The sequence below is a fragment of the Saccharomonospora azurea NA-128 genome, assembly GCF_000231055.2.
Taxonomy (GTDB): Bacteria; Actinomycetota; Actinomycetes; order Mycobacteriales; family Pseudonocardiaceae; genus Saccharomonospora; species Saccharomonospora azurea.
The window spans coordinates 1,688,926-1,704,469 of sequence record NZ_CM001466.1 but is presented as its reverse complement, the minus strand read 5'-3'; the positions used below and the strand labels follow the sequence as shown (position 1 = coordinate 1,704,469).

Genomic DNA, 15,544 nt, shown 5'->3' with positions numbered 1-15,544 from the left:
CACCCGTTCTGGGTCGACGACCAAGGCCGCTGGGTCAACGCCGACGCACTCAAACCCGGCGACGGCCTGCGGATCGTGGACGGCGAGCGGTTCGACGTCCTCAGCACCGAACACCGGACTGAGAGCCACCGAGTCCACAACCTCACCATCAACGGTGTTCACACGTATTATGCGGTGAAGAACCAGTCTCCGATGCTGGCCCATAATAGTGGTGGGTGTCTCCCCGACCTTCGGAGCTGGAGAAGTCAACGATTCAACTTCGGGAATGAAACATTTCTGCTAGACAAGAAAGGGATGGAGCATATTCTTACTCGGCATCACCCAAAATATTGGGACGGTTCGGTCAAAAGTAGCCAGTCTTTCTTTGCTTCGAGCATGAGCATCGGCGATGTTCGGGATGCAATAGGGCAAGTCCTGGAGCAGAATCGAGAAAAATTGCTGCAGCGAGGGTCAGTGGGAATGTATCAGATGCGGGGTGAGGTCGACGGAGTTGGGTATGTATTGGGCGTAAACAGGGGGCGCGTGGGTCAATTTTACCCGATTGGCTGACAGGTGGGGTTCGGTGTGATAGAGATAGAAACTTTCCTGCGGGATTCGAGTGGTGACTTTGTTCACTTGGACTCCTGTCGTGTTCCGCCTCCCGATGCTGATTATATTGAGGGCGCACTCCAAGTGTCTGTTGGTGGGCAGGAGGTTCTCGGGCTCAGGGAATGGGATTATGTTGACCAAATCTGGTGCTATATCGCTGAGATGGTGACTCAATGGCGATCTGCTGGGTGTGCTGATTCGTACTTCCCGGACGGGCCGATAAGGATTTCTTTTCGGGAAGTTCCTGGGGGGCGTGTCGTGGTGTCTGTCGACATTGGGGCGAAAACGAGGGAGGTCCAAGTTTCTTCTGCGGATTGGCTCAATGCTGTCAGGGAAGCTGGGGTGCGGTTCTTCGAGAAGATGTCTGCTCTGGTTCCCGATAATGCGGAAGCATATGAAGAGGCGCGACGGAAGTTGCTGTTCTAACTTAATCTGTTGCATGTATGGCCGTTGAGGAAGGTGTCTACTGCCGTGCATTTTAAGCTTGGCCAACCTGTACTGACTGCGTGGTAAAGCAGGGTTGGCCAGAGCAGCGGTTCGCGTTGACAGCTTATTGTTTCCTGGTCGCGACTCCCGTATTGATCGGCTATTACGCCGGAGACTGCAAGAACTCTGTCTACGAACGCGGATTGATCGACAGATTCACCGGCGAAGGGATCAGTGCTGAGATGGCCTACTATAAGTCGGAGGGGACTCCCGCGGAGTTCTGGCCTGGTGCTGTCGATGACGTTCGCCTGTACACCGGCGCACTGACCGCGGACCGCATCGAGACGCTATACAGTTCCTACCTGGACAGGGAGATCCCTCCGTACCCTGAAGTTTGCGCGACGGCGCGATCCCGATGGTGCGACGCTGTACTTGGAGGGCCAGGAGCTGCGGTGGGACCGGGAGAGTGGTGAGACCACGACTACTCGGTACTACAGCTTCGGTGATTCCACGGTTGCGATGCGTACCGAGGCCGGGGTGACGTGGTTGCTGGGTGATCACCAGGGCACTTCCCAGTTCGCGGTGGACGCGCAGTCGATGCAGGTGACGCGGCGTTGGCAGCTGCCGTTCGGTGGTCGGCGTGGTCCGGAGGTGGAGTTCCCAGGGGAGAAGGGGTTCGTCGGCGGGACGATCGACGACTCGGCCGGCTTCGTGACGCTGGGGGCGCGGCAGTACGCCCCGGAGCTGGGGCGGTTTCTGTCGGTGGATCCGTTGATGGATCCTACCGATCCGCAGCAGATGCACGGCTACACCTACTCGAACAACAGCCCGATCACCTATTCGGACCCATCGGGGTTGTTCCTCGAATGGTTCACGAAGGTGGTCTCGAGTGCCGTCAAGGTCGCCAAACGGTATTTCCAGCGGCCCCAGTGGTCCGGTGGCGGCTACTCGACCGGGCAGAACACGCGCACGGCGGGTCACAGTCAGCCGGGTGGTGGCGGCAGTGCGTCGGGAGGATGTACCCCTGTCAGACATGGTTCTGGGGTCGCGTGCCGGGAAGAGCTCGGTCCTCGTTGGGATAGCTTGCCCGATTTGTCTACGCTCGGGCATTTCCTTCTCGATGGCTTGGGGCTGATTCCGGGGTTGGGGAACTTGGCAGACAGCCTGAACTGTGGGTGGTATGGCGCGGAGGGGGATGTTACGAACGCGGCGTTCTCGTGTGGGGCGGCGGCGCCGTTGGCTGGTATTGCTGCCACGTTCACGAAGTGGTTCCGCAAGGGTGCGGATGCTGCCGGGGACGTCGCGGGCGCGGGTCGTCGGAGTGGTGGTGGTCCGCCGGGGTGCAGCAGTTTTGTGCCTGGTACTGGTGTGTTGTTGGCCGATGGCCGGGTGAAGCCGGTCGAGGAGGTTGAGGTCGGGGACCGGGTGTGGGCGACCGATCCGGAGACCGGCGAGGAGGGGCCGCGTACGGTCGTGGCGACCATCACCAGCTCCGGGATCAAGGAGCTGGTCGAGGTCACGGTGGACGTCGACGGTGCGGACGGTGACAAGACCGCCAGGGTGGTGGCCACGGCCGAACATCCGTTCTGGGTCGACGACCAAGGCCGCTGGGTCAACGCCGACGCACTCACACCCGGCAACGACCTGCGGAGCGCAGACGGCGAGCGGGTCGAAGTCCTCAGCACCGAACGCCGGACTGAGAGCCACCGAGTCCACAACCTCACCATCAACGGTGTTCACACGTATTATGTGGTGACAGATACCAAGCCGGTCTTGGTTCACAACAGTAACTGCATCAACTGGGCCGCTAATAGCGTCAAGACATGGGGGCACACCTTCAGTCGGCATGGCGAAGGGGCGAAGAACCTCAAAAAATTACAAGATCGGGCACGCGGCACCGGGAAAGATCAGGGTCAGTGGCTTGATAATGGCGCAGCAGCAGAGTTCTTGCGAGGTGTGCACAACATGGATTCTAAGCCGTTCATCGTTGATATACCCGAGGGTTTGGGTCAAGTGATCAAGCCGGACGGTAGCATTGTGACTGCCCAGCGTGCGCTTATTGTGTCAGGCAAAAACGGTCTTTTCAAGACGGCTTATCCATATCTTGGGGCGCCGTGAGGGAAGTGGGTAGTGTTGACTTTTCAATGTTTCTTGGACTGCGCGGGTCTTCTGCAGTCGCAGGCTGCGAAATCTGGCGAATTGCCCGATGAGTTGGATGAATATGAGTCCAAGGTTATGGCCGCGTGTGAGATCTTGGATTATTCGGGTGTCAAGTTTCGAATGTTCGGATTCGGCCTGGACTGGGTTCTGGATGTGGAGTACGATTGTTCTATTTTCATGGAAAGCCTTCCAGATATTCTAGGTGCACTGGCTAAGAATGAAGAATTTGAGTTTATTTTCGCTTCTCAAGGGGTGGAGCGTATATTGACTTTCATTCCGGATGGTGAGCGTGTAAGGATTGTATGCTCTTTGTTGACTGGTATGGATTCGAATCCTCCCTTCGAAGACATGGCAAAGGTGGACCTCGTAGAAATGCTTGAACGCCTTGCAGTGGACTTTGGGGTCGCTCTCATGAGGACTTCATCACCTCTATCGGCGGAAGAGCCGTTTCGTTCGTGGGCAGAAGGACGCGTGCGGCCAACAGTAGATTGAGCATATGTCGGTGCGTGGTTAGCTGACACCGGTATCGACATGGGGCATTTGGCTCTGGATGTCGTTGAGCTGTTTCCAGCGTTTGGGAGCTGGGCTGGTGGCCTGAACTGTGGGTGGTATGGCGCGGAGGGGGATGTTACGAACGCGGCGTTCTCGTGTGGGGCGGCGGCGCCGTTGGCTGGTATTGCTGCCACGTTCACGAAGTGGTTCCGCAAGGGTGCGGATGCTGCCGGGGACGTCGCGGGCGCGGGTCGTCGGAGTGGTGGTGGTCCGCCGGGGTGCAGCAGTTTTGTGCCTGGTACTGGTGTGTTGTTGGCCGATGGCCGGGTGAAGCCGGTCGAGGAGGTTGAGGTCGGGGACCGGGTGTGGGCGACCGATTCGGAGACCGGCGAGGAGGGGCCGCGTACGGTCGTGGCGACCATCACCAGCTCCGGTATCAAGGAGCTGGTCGAGGTCACGGTGGACGTCGACGGTGCGGACGGTGACAGGACCGCCAGGGTGGTGGCCACGGCTGAGCACCCGTTCTGGGTCGACGACCAAGGCCGCTGGGTCAACGCCGACGCACTCAAACCCGGCAACGACCTGCGGAGCGCAGACGGCGACCAGTTTCAAGTTCTGAGCCTGGAAAGCCGCACCGAAAGCCGCCGAGTTCACAACCTCACCATTAACGGTGTTCACACCTACTATGCGGTGGCAAGCGATGTAGGTGTTCTTGCGCACAACTCAAGTGGACCCTGCGATTGGAAGTCAGAGTTCCGTGATCTTGAGAAAGGAAATAACCAGCACGTAAGGGAAGTGCCTACAGTGCAGGAGATGCGAGAAAGTTTCGAGAAGTGGACCGCTGGAGCTGAAAGGATGCCTGCGCGTGGTAGTAAAATCCCTGACGTGTTCAAGCTACAGGATGGCACTATAATGCAGTGGAGAACAAGTTCCCGTTCCGGTGGTCCCACGATCGATATTATCCCGCCGAGCGGAAAGTCGTGGAAGGTGCATCTATCAAATGAATGAAGAAAGTGTGGCATTGCAAGTTTTGAAGGAAGGACTTGACGACTGGGTCCTGGTTGATGACATTATTGCCCTGAGCCGTGAAGTGGCAAGTCAATCCGGGGGGTCGTACAAGGAGGTGGCCATGGGGGTTATTGAACGACTTCTACGGCGAAACGAAGCCTGTTTGGGGGTGATTGGTGATAGCGGGTTCGAAGATTGGGAAGGTACAGTTGAGGAGTTATGCCGGCGGGCCCTAGTGGATTTAGAGGCCAATGATTGGATGCCGCTCGGGGGTAGCTTCTGGATCAGAAACACGCCAGAAGGAGACCGGGTTGCGCGTCAATCGGACTGCTGAACCTCACCGTGCATGCTGTGGATGCGAGGTACACGACGAGCCTCCGGATTCGCATCCGATTTGCCCTGTGTGTCACTGGGAGGGTGATCTGGTACAGCTTCGTTGGCCTCCCCTTCGAGACGGTGCTCATGAAGTAGCCTTTTATAGAAGCCCAATGAACCCATTCCATCCATAGTGTAAGTGATCTCCGTTTTGCTTTCGGAGCTCGGGTATCCGGTGAAGGCGACTCTCGCGGTCACGTTTTTGTCCGGTAGGCCAGGCTTTGGGTAACTTTGAGTAGCTCGACCTGGTAGGTAATGAATGGCCTGGGGATCGGGCCCGGTTGCATCGTGGACATGTCCGGGCAGGAGGCCTCATTCGGCTACTGTTGTGGGTCAGGACGTTGGTGGGCCTGGCAAACGCTGTCGGGATCACGGCTGCATCACCTGGTATTTGAGGTGGGTCGCCCCGGGTCCTTCCGCGACACGCACGATGCCGAACTCACACCGAAGGTCTTCGAAGAGCCGGCGGCCTTGCCCGAGGAGTACCGGGACGAGGTGTAGCTGCAGTTCGTCGAGGAGGCCGGCGCGTATCCCCTGTCGAATCGCTCCGCCGCCGTGCAGCCCGACGTCTTTGCCGTCCGCGGCGGCGGTTGCTTGCTGTACTGCTGCTTCGAATCCGTCGGTGATGAAGTGGAACGAGGAACCCTCGCGGATGTCGTCGGGACGCGAGTAGTGGGTGAGGACGAAAATGGGCATTTCGAACGGCGGGTGCGGCCCCCAGGCGACCTGGGCGTGTTCGTAGCTGTCTCTGCCCATGACCAGGGCGCCGGTGCGCTCCAACTCCGGACGCAGGATGTCGTCCGAGGTGAGCTGGTTCCGGTCGGCGACATCGTGGGCGAACCACCCATGTAAGGCCGCGCCACCATCACCCATCGGGTTCTCTGGGCTCGGGCGCGGACCCGTGTAGAACCCATCGAGCGAGATGCTCAAACTCGCGATCACGGCCATGATCTTCTCCTCTTCTGGACAGCAAAGGCGTGTTCCTGGGTGATGGAGCGTCGGCGGTATCGGTCAGGGGAATCTGGCGCGTACTGGTGAAACGCTCGAATTTCGGACCGCTGGACAGCGCAGCAAAGGGTATGAGGTTGCCTGCGAGCAGGACGCGTAGCTCGGGGCCACTATGGACCGTCAGATCGGCTTCGAAGTCCGGTGCACCTGCGCCGACCGTGACCGAATCCCGCGACGCCCGGCCGGGTATCCGGCGCGGAGCGCCGCAGTCAGGAGGCGTCGGTCCTGTAGGCCGCGCCGCCACCGGGCTGCTCATCGGCGACCCGCACCACCACCCCGGCCGTTCGGAGGTCACGTGACCGGGCCGGTCACCTCCGCAAACCCGCAGTACTGACGATTGCCCGCACTAATCACTTCAGATTACGAAGTGGACTTCGAAAATGCAACTAGCCTTGGTGCCCACTGGAGGCTCGGCAACCAGCCGAACGGGTTGGTCGATCAGGGAGCTGGTGCGCACGGAGAACCAGGCGTGCGTTCCCTAGACGGTTGGCACGTCAGGTATGGACAAGAACCGCGGGATGACGGTGAGACAGCGGGTCGGCGAACAGGTGTGTCAGCGTGGGGGCGTCGGTGCCGCGCACGATGTACGCATCGTGGCCGAACACCGCGAAGATCGGGATGTGTCCGCCGAGCGCCCGGACGCAGCGAGTGATGGCATCAACGGCCTGCGCCTTCGACTGCTCGTCCAGAGCGTTGATCCAGACGAGCAGGTTGCTTGTGGCACGTATCTACCACCGCTCACGGGTATTTCGAGCTGCAGGCTCCTGAGCCGTCGAAGTAGCCGAGGCGTAGGGCTTCGATGCGGGCGAAGCCGTTGACGGCCGGGTGGCCGTTGACGTCGGCGGAGATGAGGCTTCGGGGCAGCATCAGTTCGGCGATGGCTTCGTCGAGGTCGCCCGGGGACGGGCGTAGTGCCGCTCCGGGGTGGTCGATGGCGGCGGTCCAGGCGCCCACGAGGCACGCGGTGCGCAGGCCCGCGTTGGCGTTGTCCACCGGCACGTTCAAGCCCACCTGGATGCCCTGCACGTAGCGGGAGACGACCTCCGCGAACGCTGCGAAGTCGCCGAGCCCGCCCGAGCCCTGGCCCGTGAACTCGGCTTCGCGGTCGATCGGCTGCCCGAGCTCTGCCAGGGCGGCCATGTCGACGGTGACGGTGTTGGTGTCCTCGCAGTACGACGCGGGAGGCGTGGACACGCCACCCGGGCAGGAGCCGCCCTGGTTCACGATTTTCGGGCCCGGCACGCCGGCGCCCGCGAACGACTCGTCGAGGCTCTGCTGGAGCAGGCCCAACGTCTGGTCGTTGACGGTGATGTCGCCCATGCCCGCGTCGTCGGGGTCGAAGGGACGTTCGGTGATGCGCGCGTCGACGTCGGCCTGGTCGATGGTCGCGCACTTCGCGGCGTCGGCCTCGAAACCGAGCTGGAACGCGTAGGTGCGGTCGAACGCCGTGCCGTGCGCGCCGTCCGCCGCATGCGACTGGCCGGGCGAGTCGCGGATGAAGAACAGTGAGGCCAGCACCTGGTTCAGGCCCTCCGACGTGGAGACGTCGAAGTACTGGCTGCGCTCCTCGGCGATCCAGCGGAAGTACGCGCCGGTGAAGCAGTCGGCCTGCTGCTCCTTCACGATCGTCGACGTCTGTTGGTCGACACCCGCCTTCGGGCCCAGCCGGTACTGCACAGCGTGGCCGAACTCGTGACCGAGCACGGTGACCACGGCCATGGGGCCGAACTTCTCCCGCAGCAGCGGCAGGAGCGTGCCCCGGTCCCACGCGACAAGGTCCTCGGGCGGGCAGTAGAAGGCGTTCATCGCCACGTCGGCCGTGGTCGCCCCACAGACGTCGATCTTGTCCGTGTTGGAGTCGTACGACATCAGCTTGCCGACGGGCTCGAAAGGCTGGTCGAAGTGCTGGGGGAACTGCTCGGCCCAGAACGCGGAGACGTCGGCGATGGCGGCGGCCGCGAGCCGGTCGTCCTCGGTGTTCGACACGTTCTCGATGGTCAGTTCGGGCTGAGGCGCCGACGGCTTCATGCCACTCTCGAAGTGCGTGATCGGCAGCCCCGCGATGGTGCCCTCACTGCGGATCTCACCCTGAATCTCCGTCGAGCAGGCACTCGCTCCGAGCACCGACATCGCCGCCGCGACGGCCACCAACCGGCGTCGCACCCCTCGTCCCCCTGTGCGCGTCATGGCGGGGACAGTAGCGCACGCGGGGGCCGTGATCGGGGCGATACCGGGCAACTCGGATGTGACATTCCTACCGCGTGGTTCGGGTCCGGCCTCGGAGTGAGGCCGCGCGCGACCCGGAGAGCCCGGCGTTATGGTCGATCTTCATGAAAGCTGTCCGCCGGTTCACCGTGCACGCGCGGGTGCCCGACGAGTTGACGGGACTCACCGAACTGGCCACCAATCTGAGGTGGACGTGGCATCCACCGACCCGAGACCTGTTCGCGTCGATGGACGACGCGCTCTTCCGCCGGATCCGCGACCCGCTGCGCATGCTGGCGCAGCTGCCGCCCTCCCGGCTCGACGCGCTCGCGCACGATTCCGAGTTCCTCGCCAGAACGCGGGAGGCGAGTGAGGACCTCCGGCGTTACCTCACGGAGCCGCGCTGGTTCCAGCGGCGGGTCGAGCAGGCCGACGACGGGGAGCGGTTCCCGCGCGCGGTGGCGTACTTCTCCATGGAGTTCGGGGTGCACGAGGCGCTGCCGAACTACTCCGGCGGACTCGGCGTGCTGGCGGGCGACCACCTGAAGGCCGCCTCCGACCTCGGGGTGCCGATGATCGGCGTGGGACCGCTGTACCGGGCGGGCTACTTCCGGCAGTCGCTCTCGCTGGACGGATGGCAGGTGGAGCACTACCCGGTGATCGACCCCAGCGGGCTGCCGCTGGAACTGCTCACCGAACCGTCCGGCGAGCCCGTGTACGTGCAGGTGGCGATGCCCGGCGGGCGGGAGCTGCTGGCCCAGATCTGGAAGGCGCGGGTGGGTCGCATCCCGCTGCTGCTGCTCGACACCGACGTCGAGGGCAACGACGAGGACCTGCGGGGCGTCACGGACCGTCTCTACGGCGGGGACGACGACCACCGCATCCGGCAGGAGATCCTCGCCGGCGTCGGCGGCATGCGGGCCGTGCGGCGGTACTGCGAACTCAGCGGCCACCCGCAGCCCGAGGTGTTCCACACCAACGAGGGGCACGCCGGGTTCCTCGGCCTGGAGCGCGTGAGGGAGGTCCTGGCGGCGGGCGAGCTCACGTTCGACGAGGCGCTGTCGGCCGTGCGCGCGGGAACGGTGTTCACCACGCACACGCCCGTGCCCGCCGGTCTCGACCGGTTCCGGGTCGACCTCGTCAGGCACTACTTCGGCGACGGCAGGCTGCTGCCGGGCGTGGACGTGAGCCGGGTTCTCGCGCTGGGTGCCGAGGACGATCCGACCCGTTTCAACATGGCGCACATGGGCCTGCGGCTCGCGCAGCGGGCCAACGGAGTGTCCGCGCTGCACGGGCGGGTGTCGCGGCGGATGTTCAGCCGCCTGTGGCCGGGCTTCGACACCGGGGAGGTGCCGATCTCGTCGGTGACCAACGGGGTGCACGGCCCCACCTGGGTGGCGCGGGAGATGAGCACGCTGCTGGGCGGCAGCGACGAGGAGTGGGGCCACGACGGCGACGGCTCCGGCATCGACCCGAACGTCACCGACGAGCAGCTGTGGGACCTGCGCCGGGAACTGCGGGGCAACCTGGTCGAGGAGGTGCGGCGGCGCGCGCGGGAGGCGTGGCTGCAACGCGGCGCGTCGGCACTCGAACTCGGCTGGACCGAGCGCATCTTCGATCCCGACGTGCTCACCGTGGGCTTCGCGCGGCGCGTTCCCACGTACAAGCGGCTCACGTTGATGCTGCGCGACCCCGAACGCCTGCGCGCGCTCCTGCTCGACGACGAGCGCCCGATCCAGATCGTGGTGGCGGGCAAGTCGCACCCGGCGGACGAGGGCGGCAAGGCGCTCATCCAGCAGATCGTGAAGTTCGTCGACGACCCGGCCGTGCGGGAGCGCATGGTGTTCCTGCCGGACTACGGCATGTCCATGGCCCGCTACCTCTACCGCGGGTGCGACGTGTGGCTCAACAACCCCACGCGACCGTTGGAGGCGTGCGGCACGTCGGGCATGAAGGCGGCGCTCAACGGCTGCCTCAACCTGTCGATCCGCGACGGCTGGTGGGAGGAGTACTACGACGGCAGCAACGGCTGGGCCATCCCCACCGCGGACGGGGTGACCGATCCGCTGCTGCGGGACGACCTGGAGGCGGCCGCGCTGTACGACCTGGTGGGGCAGCAGGTCGCGCCGCTGTTCTACGACCGGGACGGCCAGGGCGTGCCGCGAGGGTGGCTCTCGATGATCTGGCACACCCTGCGCACGCTCGGCCCGAGGGTCCAGGCCTCGCGCATGGTGCGGGAGTACGTCGAGTCGTACTACGGCCCCGCGGCGACGACGGTGGCGGCGGCCGTGGCCGACGACTACGCGGGCGCCCGGTCGCTCGCGGCCTACCGGGCGCGGGTCGACGCGTGCTGGCCGCTGGTGCGGGTGGTGTCGGCCGACCTGACCGTCGAGGGCAGCGAGACGCCCGTGGTCGGCACGCCCGCGCGCATCACCGCCCGGGTCGACCTCGCGGAGCTCACCGAGTCCGATGTGGAGGTGCAGGCGGTCGTCGGCAGGGTGGGCGACACCGACGACCTCAGCGACGTCGTGACCGTGACCCTGCCGCCGTGCGGGCGCGGGGAGTTCGCGGGCACGCTGCCGCTGCCGTTCGCGGGCTCGCTCGGTTACACGGTGCGGGTCCTGCCGCGGCATCCGCTGCTCGCGACTCCGGCGGAGCTCGGCCGGGTGGTGCTGGCCTGACTGGTCGCTCGGGGGCCTGGTCGGGGTGCGTTCTTGCCTTCGTGAGCGGGTCGGTGACAATGAGGCCCGTGAACGACGTGGCGGTCCCGGACAACCTTGCCGATCTCGTGATCCACATGTCTGGTGTGGGGGTCAGGAGGGGAGGCAACAAGCTGCTCGCCGACCTCGACTGGGCGGTGGAGCTGGACGAACGGTGGGTGGTGCTCGGCCCGAACGGCGCGGGCAAGACCACGCTGCTCAAGCTGGCCGCGGCGGAGCTGCACCCCACCACCGGTGCGGTGCACGTGCTGGGTGAGCGGCTCGGGCGCGTGGACGTGTTCGAGCTGCGCACCAGGGTCGGGTTCACCTCGGCCGCCGTCAACGGGCGGATCCCGCCCGAGGAGAAGGTGCGCGACGTGGTGGTCAGCGCCGGGTACGCGGTGATGGGCCGCTGGCGCGAGTCGTACGACGAGCTCGACACCGAGCGCGCGGACGAGCTCCTCGCGGCGCTCGGCATCGTGCACCTCGCGGACCGCAGCTACGGCACCCTGTCGGAGGGCGAGCGCAAGCGCACGCTCATCGCGCGGGCGTTGATGACCGACCCGGAGATGCTGCTGCTCGACGAACCGGCCGCCGGGCTGGACCTCGGTGGCCGGGAGGACCTCGTCGCCCGGTTGTCCGAGCTCGCGTTCGACCCCGACGCGCCGGCCATGGTTCTCGTGACCCACCACGTGGAGGAGATCCCGCCGGGATTCACCCACGCGATGCTGCTGTCCGACGGGCAGGTGGTGTCGGTCGGTCTGATGGACGACGTGATGACCAGCGAGAACCTGTCCGCGGCGTTCGGGCAGGAGCTGCTGTTGCAGCGGTCGGGCGACAGGTTCTTCGCCCGACGTCGCTGACGAGCTCTACTGGCGGGTAGCCTGCGAGGCAGGCGACAACGCGGTCGGCGCCGCCGACCGCGGAAGACGAAGGAGGAAGCGCGTGGGCGAGTTCGTCCGTCTCGAGGTCGACGAGGGCATCGGCACCATCCGGCTGGACCGGCCGCCGGTGAACGCCCTGAACAACCAGGTGCAGGCCGAACTGCGGGAGACCGCGATCGAGGCGGGCGAGCGTGACGACGTGCGCGCGGTCGTCCTCTACGGCGGCGAGAAGACGTTCGCGGGTGGCGCCGACATCAAGGAGATGGCGGAGAAGTCGTACGTCGAGATGCAGCGCTTCGGTGCCGCGCTCTCGGCGTCGCTCACGGTGATCGCCGAGCTGCCCAAGCCCACCGTCGCCGCCGTCACCGGCTACGCGCTCGGTGGCGGGCTCGAACTGGCGCTGACCGCCGACCGTCGCGTCGTGGGCGACAACGTCAAGGTCGGGCAGCCGGAGATCCAGCTCGGCATCATCCCCGGCGCGGGCGGCACGCAGCGGCTCGCCCGGCTGATCGGCCCGAGCCGCGCGAAGGACCTCGTGTTCACCGGCCGCTTCGTCAAGGCCGAGGAGGCGCTCGCCATCGGGCTCGTCGACGAGGTCGTGGCGCCCGACGACGTGTACGCGGCGGCGCGCCGCTGGGCGGCGCAGTTCGTGAACGGCCCGGCCGTGGCACTGCGCGCGGCGAAGGCCGCGATCGACGGCGGTCTCGACACCGACCTCCGCAACGGGCTGAAGCTGGAGACCGAGCTGTTCACGGCCCTCTGGGCGACGGAGGACCAGGCGCGCGGCATGCAGTCGTTCATCGAGAACGGCCCCGGCAAGGCCACGTTCGAGGGGAAGTGACGTGACCCACGTGTCCGACCCGGCGCCGAACCCTCACGCCACCGCCGACGAGGTGCAGGCCGCCTACCGCGATCCGAAGCTCGCGAACGTGCTCTACCACGACTGGGAGGCGGGCACGTACGACGAGAAGTGGTCGATCTCCTACGACGAGCGCTGCATCTCGTACGCGACCGACGTGTTCAACGCCGTCGCGGGCACGCAGGGCCAGCCGTACGGCCACGCGATGGAGCTGGGCAGCGGCACCGGGTTCTTCCTCCTGAACCTCATGCAGGGCGGCGTGATCGAGAAGGGGTCGGTCACCGACCTCTCGCCGGGCATGGTCGAGGTGGCGCTGCGCAACGCCAAGGGGCTCGGACTCGACGTCGACGGGCGGGTCGCCGACGCGGAGCGCATCCCGTACGACGACGACAGCTTCGACCTCGTGGTCGGGCACGCGGTGTTGCACCACATCCCCGACGTCCGGGCGGCGTTCCGCGAGGTGCTGCGGGTGCTCAAGCCGGGCGGGCGGTTCGTGTTCGCGGGCGAGCCGACGAAGATCGGCGACTTCTACGCGCGCAGGCTCGGCAGGGTGACGTGGTGGCTGACCACCAACCTCACCAAGCTGCCGGCGCTGCGGGCATGGCGGCGACCGCAGACGGAGCTCGACGAGTCGTCGCGCGCGGCGGCGCTCGAAGCGGTCGTGGACCTGCACACGTTCGATCCGTCCGAGCTGGAGCGCATGGCGTTGGGGGCCGGTGCGGTGGACGTGCGCGCGGTGACGGACGAGTTCAGCGCCGCGCTGGTCGGCTGGCCGATCCGCACGTTCGAAGCGGCGGTGCCGCAGGAGAAGCTGACGCTGCGGTGGCGCCTGTTCGCCTACCACGCGTGGCTGCGGCTTTCGGCGCTCGACCGCACGCTGCTCGCCAAGGTGTTGCCGCGTGAGCTCTTCTACAACGTGATGATCACTGGAACGAAGCCCGCCGCGCCCTCGGAACTCTAGAAAGATCGTGCCCTACCGCTTCTCGCTCGACGACGTCGCGTTCCTGGACTCGCAGGAGGGCGAGGAGGCGTTGGCCGCGTGCTCCGCGCTGGCGTTGACGGACGCGAGCAGACTGGCCGACGTCGCGGCCGTGCGCCGGCTCGTCGGCGCGGAGCGCGCTCCCGCCGTGCTGGAGACAGCGCTCCTGCGCCGCAAAGCCGAGAGCAAAGTGGACGGCGGGCAGCGGTGGTTGTTCACGGACGACGCGATGCAGCAGGCGAGCGCGTCGCCCGTGGCGGAGTACCGGGCGCGGCGACTCGCCGGGCTGGACGTGCACGACGTGACGTGTTCGGTGGGCGCCGATCTCGTGGCGCTGGCGCGCACGGCGTGCCGGTGCGTGGGATCCGATGTGGACGCCGTGCGGTTGGCGATGGCGTCGCACAACTGCACGGTGTCCGGGGTGAGTCCGGGGCTCGTGTGCGCCGACGCGCTCCGGCCGGTGACGCGGGAGTCCGTCGTGGTCGCCGATCCGGCGCGCCGGGACGCGTCGGGACGTCGCCGGTGGCGGCCCGAGGACTTCGTGCCCGCCCTCGACGATCTCGCCCAGGCGTACGCGGGGAGGGACCTGGTGGTGAAGTGCGCCCCGGGGATCGATCCGGCCGCCGCGCCGTGGGCCCGCGAGGTCGAGCTCATCTCCCTCGACGGCCGGGTCCGCGAGGCGAGCCTGGTGAGCGGTGGTCTCGCGACGGCGACCCGCAGGGCGACGGTCCTGCGGTCGGACGGCCACGCGTGGTCGATCACCGACGCCGAACCCGACGAGGTGCCGGTCGCCGACGTCGGGCAGTGGATCGTCGACCCGGACGGGGCCGTGGTGCGCGCCGGACTCGTCCGCCACTACGCGGCGCGGCACGGGCTCTGGCAGCTCGATCCGCGCATCGCCTACCTCACCGGTGACACGCCGCCACCCGGGGTGCGGGCCTTCCGGGTGCTCGACTCCGGCCGCTACACCGAGAAGACGCTGCGGGCGCTGCTGCGCCGGTACGACGTCGGGCGGCTCGAAATCCTGGTGCGTGGCCTGGACGTCGACCCGGACGCGCTGCGGCGCAGGCTCAAGCCTCGCGGTGCGAGCGAGGCCAGCGTGGTGCTCACGCGGGTCGGCCGCACTCCGATGGCGTATCTGTGCCGGGCCGAGCGCATCCCGGACGAGCACGACGCCGGGGAGCTCGCGTCCGTGCCGCCGCCCGGTCAGGGCTGGTAGGGCTGCTCGTCCGGGCCCTGTCCCTCGGGGTGGATCGTGCCGAGGTCGATCACCTCGTCCTGCTGCTCGAACTGCCGCTGGACGTCGGGGGAGTAGTTCGGCGTCACCGGCGGCCTGGGCACCGGGGTCATGACGCGGGACCGCAGCATCTCCTCCCTGCTCATCGCCTCGGCGGGAGCGGGCTGGTCGGCCACCGCCACGGCGTCGTCGGCGGGCGTCGCGGGACGCGGAGCCGGTTCCTCGGAGGTCGGGGCGGGCGGTGTGGTGCTCGTCGTCGAGGTCGGTGTCGCCCCGTCGGATTCCTCGGCCGGGCTTGGCGCTGTCGACGTCGGCGTGGGCTCGGGCACCTGACTGGTGACGGCGGGCGGTTGGGCCGTGTCCTCTGCCGGCCACAGCACACTCGTGAGCACCGTGGCGGGAATCGCCGCGGCCACGACACCGAGGGGGATCCACGCCTGAGGTCGCCGAGGGGAACGTTGCGGGGACACGTCACGCCTTCCTGGTTGTTCGTCGGACAGTGAAGATAGAGAAGAGCGCCTGAACCTAACACCTGGCCCCCGTGTCGCGGCGCGGGGCGAGACGAACGGCCGATCCGATCGAGATCGCGCAGCGCCGATGTCGGAGGAAGCGCGACACTGGGCG

14 protein-coding genes are annotated in these 15,544 nt (G+C 66.2%); 11 read left to right on the top strand and 3 right to left on the bottom strand.

Going from position 1 to position 15,544, the window contains the following annotated elements; all coding sequences use genetic code 11:
• The 6 genes from SACAZDRAFT_RS22390 to SACAZDRAFT_RS24150 form a co-directional block, all read left to right on the top strand.
• Positions 1-549, top strand: a 549-nt coding sequence (locus tag SACAZDRAFT_RS22390; protein ID WP_005440295.1) for a Protein of unknown function (DUF1557), incomplete at its 5' end; no start/stop codon positions are given.
• A 1,002-nt stretch (positions 550-1,551) separates the two neighbouring features.
• Positions 1,552-3,132, top strand: a complete 1,581-nt coding sequence (locus SACAZDRAFT_RS07630) for a polymorphic toxin-type HINT domain-containing protein (RefSeq protein ID WP_198283905.1) — start codon at positions 1,552-1,554, stop codon at positions 3,130-3,132.
• 12 nt (positions 3,133-3,144) lie between these two features.
• Positions 3,145-3,666: a hypothetical protein gene (locus SACAZDRAFT_RS22945; RefSeq protein ID WP_141630151.1), complete on the top strand. Its 522-nt coding sequence runs from the start codon at positions 3,145-3,147 to the stop codon at positions 3,664-3,666.
• 327 nt (positions 3,667-3,993) lie between these two features.
• Positions 3,994-4,674, top strand: a complete 681-nt coding sequence (locus SACAZDRAFT_RS22385) for a polymorphic toxin-type HINT domain-containing protein (protein WP_157606955.1) — start codon at positions 3,994-3,996, stop codon at positions 4,672-4,674.
• Positions 4,667-5,008: a hypothetical protein gene (locus tag SACAZDRAFT_RS22940; protein WP_157606953.1), complete on the top strand. Its 342-nt coding sequence runs from the start codon at positions 4,667-4,669 to the stop codon at positions 5,006-5,008. Before SACAZDRAFT_RS22385 ends, SACAZDRAFT_RS22940 begins: the two co-directional genes overlap by 8 nt.
• Complete coding sequence (locus SACAZDRAFT_RS24150; RefSeq protein WP_082245298.1) at positions 4,926-5,183, top strand: CPCC family cysteine-rich protein; 258 nt, start codon at positions 4,926-4,928, stop codon at positions 5,181-5,183. Before SACAZDRAFT_RS22940 ends, SACAZDRAFT_RS24150 begins: the two co-directional genes overlap by 83 nt.
• A 235-nt stretch (positions 5,184-5,418) precedes the next feature.
• Here the strand turns inward: SACAZDRAFT_RS24150 and SACAZDRAFT_RS07625 are convergent, their stop codons facing one another.
• On the bottom strand, positions 5,419-5,997 hold the full coding sequence (locus tag SACAZDRAFT_RS07625) for a dihydrofolate reductase family protein (RefSeq protein ID WP_005440288.1): 579 nt from the start codon (positions 5,995-5,997) through the stop codon (positions 5,419-5,421).
• Positions 5,998-6,795: 798 nt separating this feature from the next.
• Positions 6,796-8,244, bottom strand: coding sequence for a neutral zinc metallopeptidase (locus SACAZDRAFT_RS07620; protein WP_040927703.1), 1,449 nt, complete (start codon positions 8,242-8,244; stop codon positions 6,796-6,798).
• A 143-nt stretch (positions 8,245-8,387) separates the two neighbouring features.
• Here SACAZDRAFT_RS07620 and glgP point away from each other — a divergent pair, with 143 nt between their 5' ends.
• From glgP to SACAZDRAFT_RS07595, 5 genes are all read left to right on the top strand, one after another.
• Positions 8,388-10,943: an alpha-glucan family phosphorylase gene (gene glgP / locus SACAZDRAFT_RS07615; RefSeq protein ID WP_005440284.1), complete on the top strand. Its 2,556-nt coding sequence runs from the start codon at positions 8,388-8,390 to the stop codon at positions 10,941-10,943.
• A gap of 59 nt (positions 10,944-11,002) precedes the next feature.
• Positions 11,003-11,824 (top strand): ABC transporter ATP-binding protein, encoded by an 822-nt coding sequence (locus SACAZDRAFT_RS07610; RefSeq protein ID WP_005440282.1) that lies wholly within the window; start codon positions 11,003-11,005, stop codon positions 11,822-11,824.
• Between the two features lie 82 nt (positions 11,825-11,906).
• Positions 11,907-12,686, top strand: a complete 780-nt coding sequence (locus SACAZDRAFT_RS07605) for an enoyl-CoA hydratase/isomerase family protein (protein WP_005440281.1) — start codon at positions 11,907-11,909, stop codon at positions 12,684-12,686.
• Between the two features lies 1 nt (position 12,687).
• Complete coding sequence (locus SACAZDRAFT_RS07600; RefSeq protein ID WP_005440279.1) at positions 12,688-13,665, top strand: class I SAM-dependent methyltransferase; 978 nt, start codon at positions 12,688-12,690, stop codon at positions 13,663-13,665.
• A 7-nt stretch (positions 13,666-13,672) separates the two neighbouring features.
• On the top strand, positions 13,673-14,902 hold the full coding sequence (locus SACAZDRAFT_RS07595) for a THUMP-like domain-containing protein (protein ID WP_005440278.1): 1,230 nt from the start codon (positions 13,673-13,675) through the stop codon (positions 14,900-14,902).
• Here the strand turns inward: SACAZDRAFT_RS07595 and SACAZDRAFT_RS07590 are convergent.
• The gene (locus SACAZDRAFT_RS07590) at positions 14,890-15,390 is read right to left on the bottom strand and encodes a hypothetical protein (RefSeq protein ID WP_005440277.1); all 501 of its coding nucleotides are present in this window, start codon (positions 15,388-15,390) and stop codon (positions 14,890-14,892) included. The two genes, SACAZDRAFT_RS07595 and SACAZDRAFT_RS07590, sit on opposite strands and share 13 nt — an antisense overlap.
• Positions 15,391-15,544 lie beyond the last annotated feature (154 nt).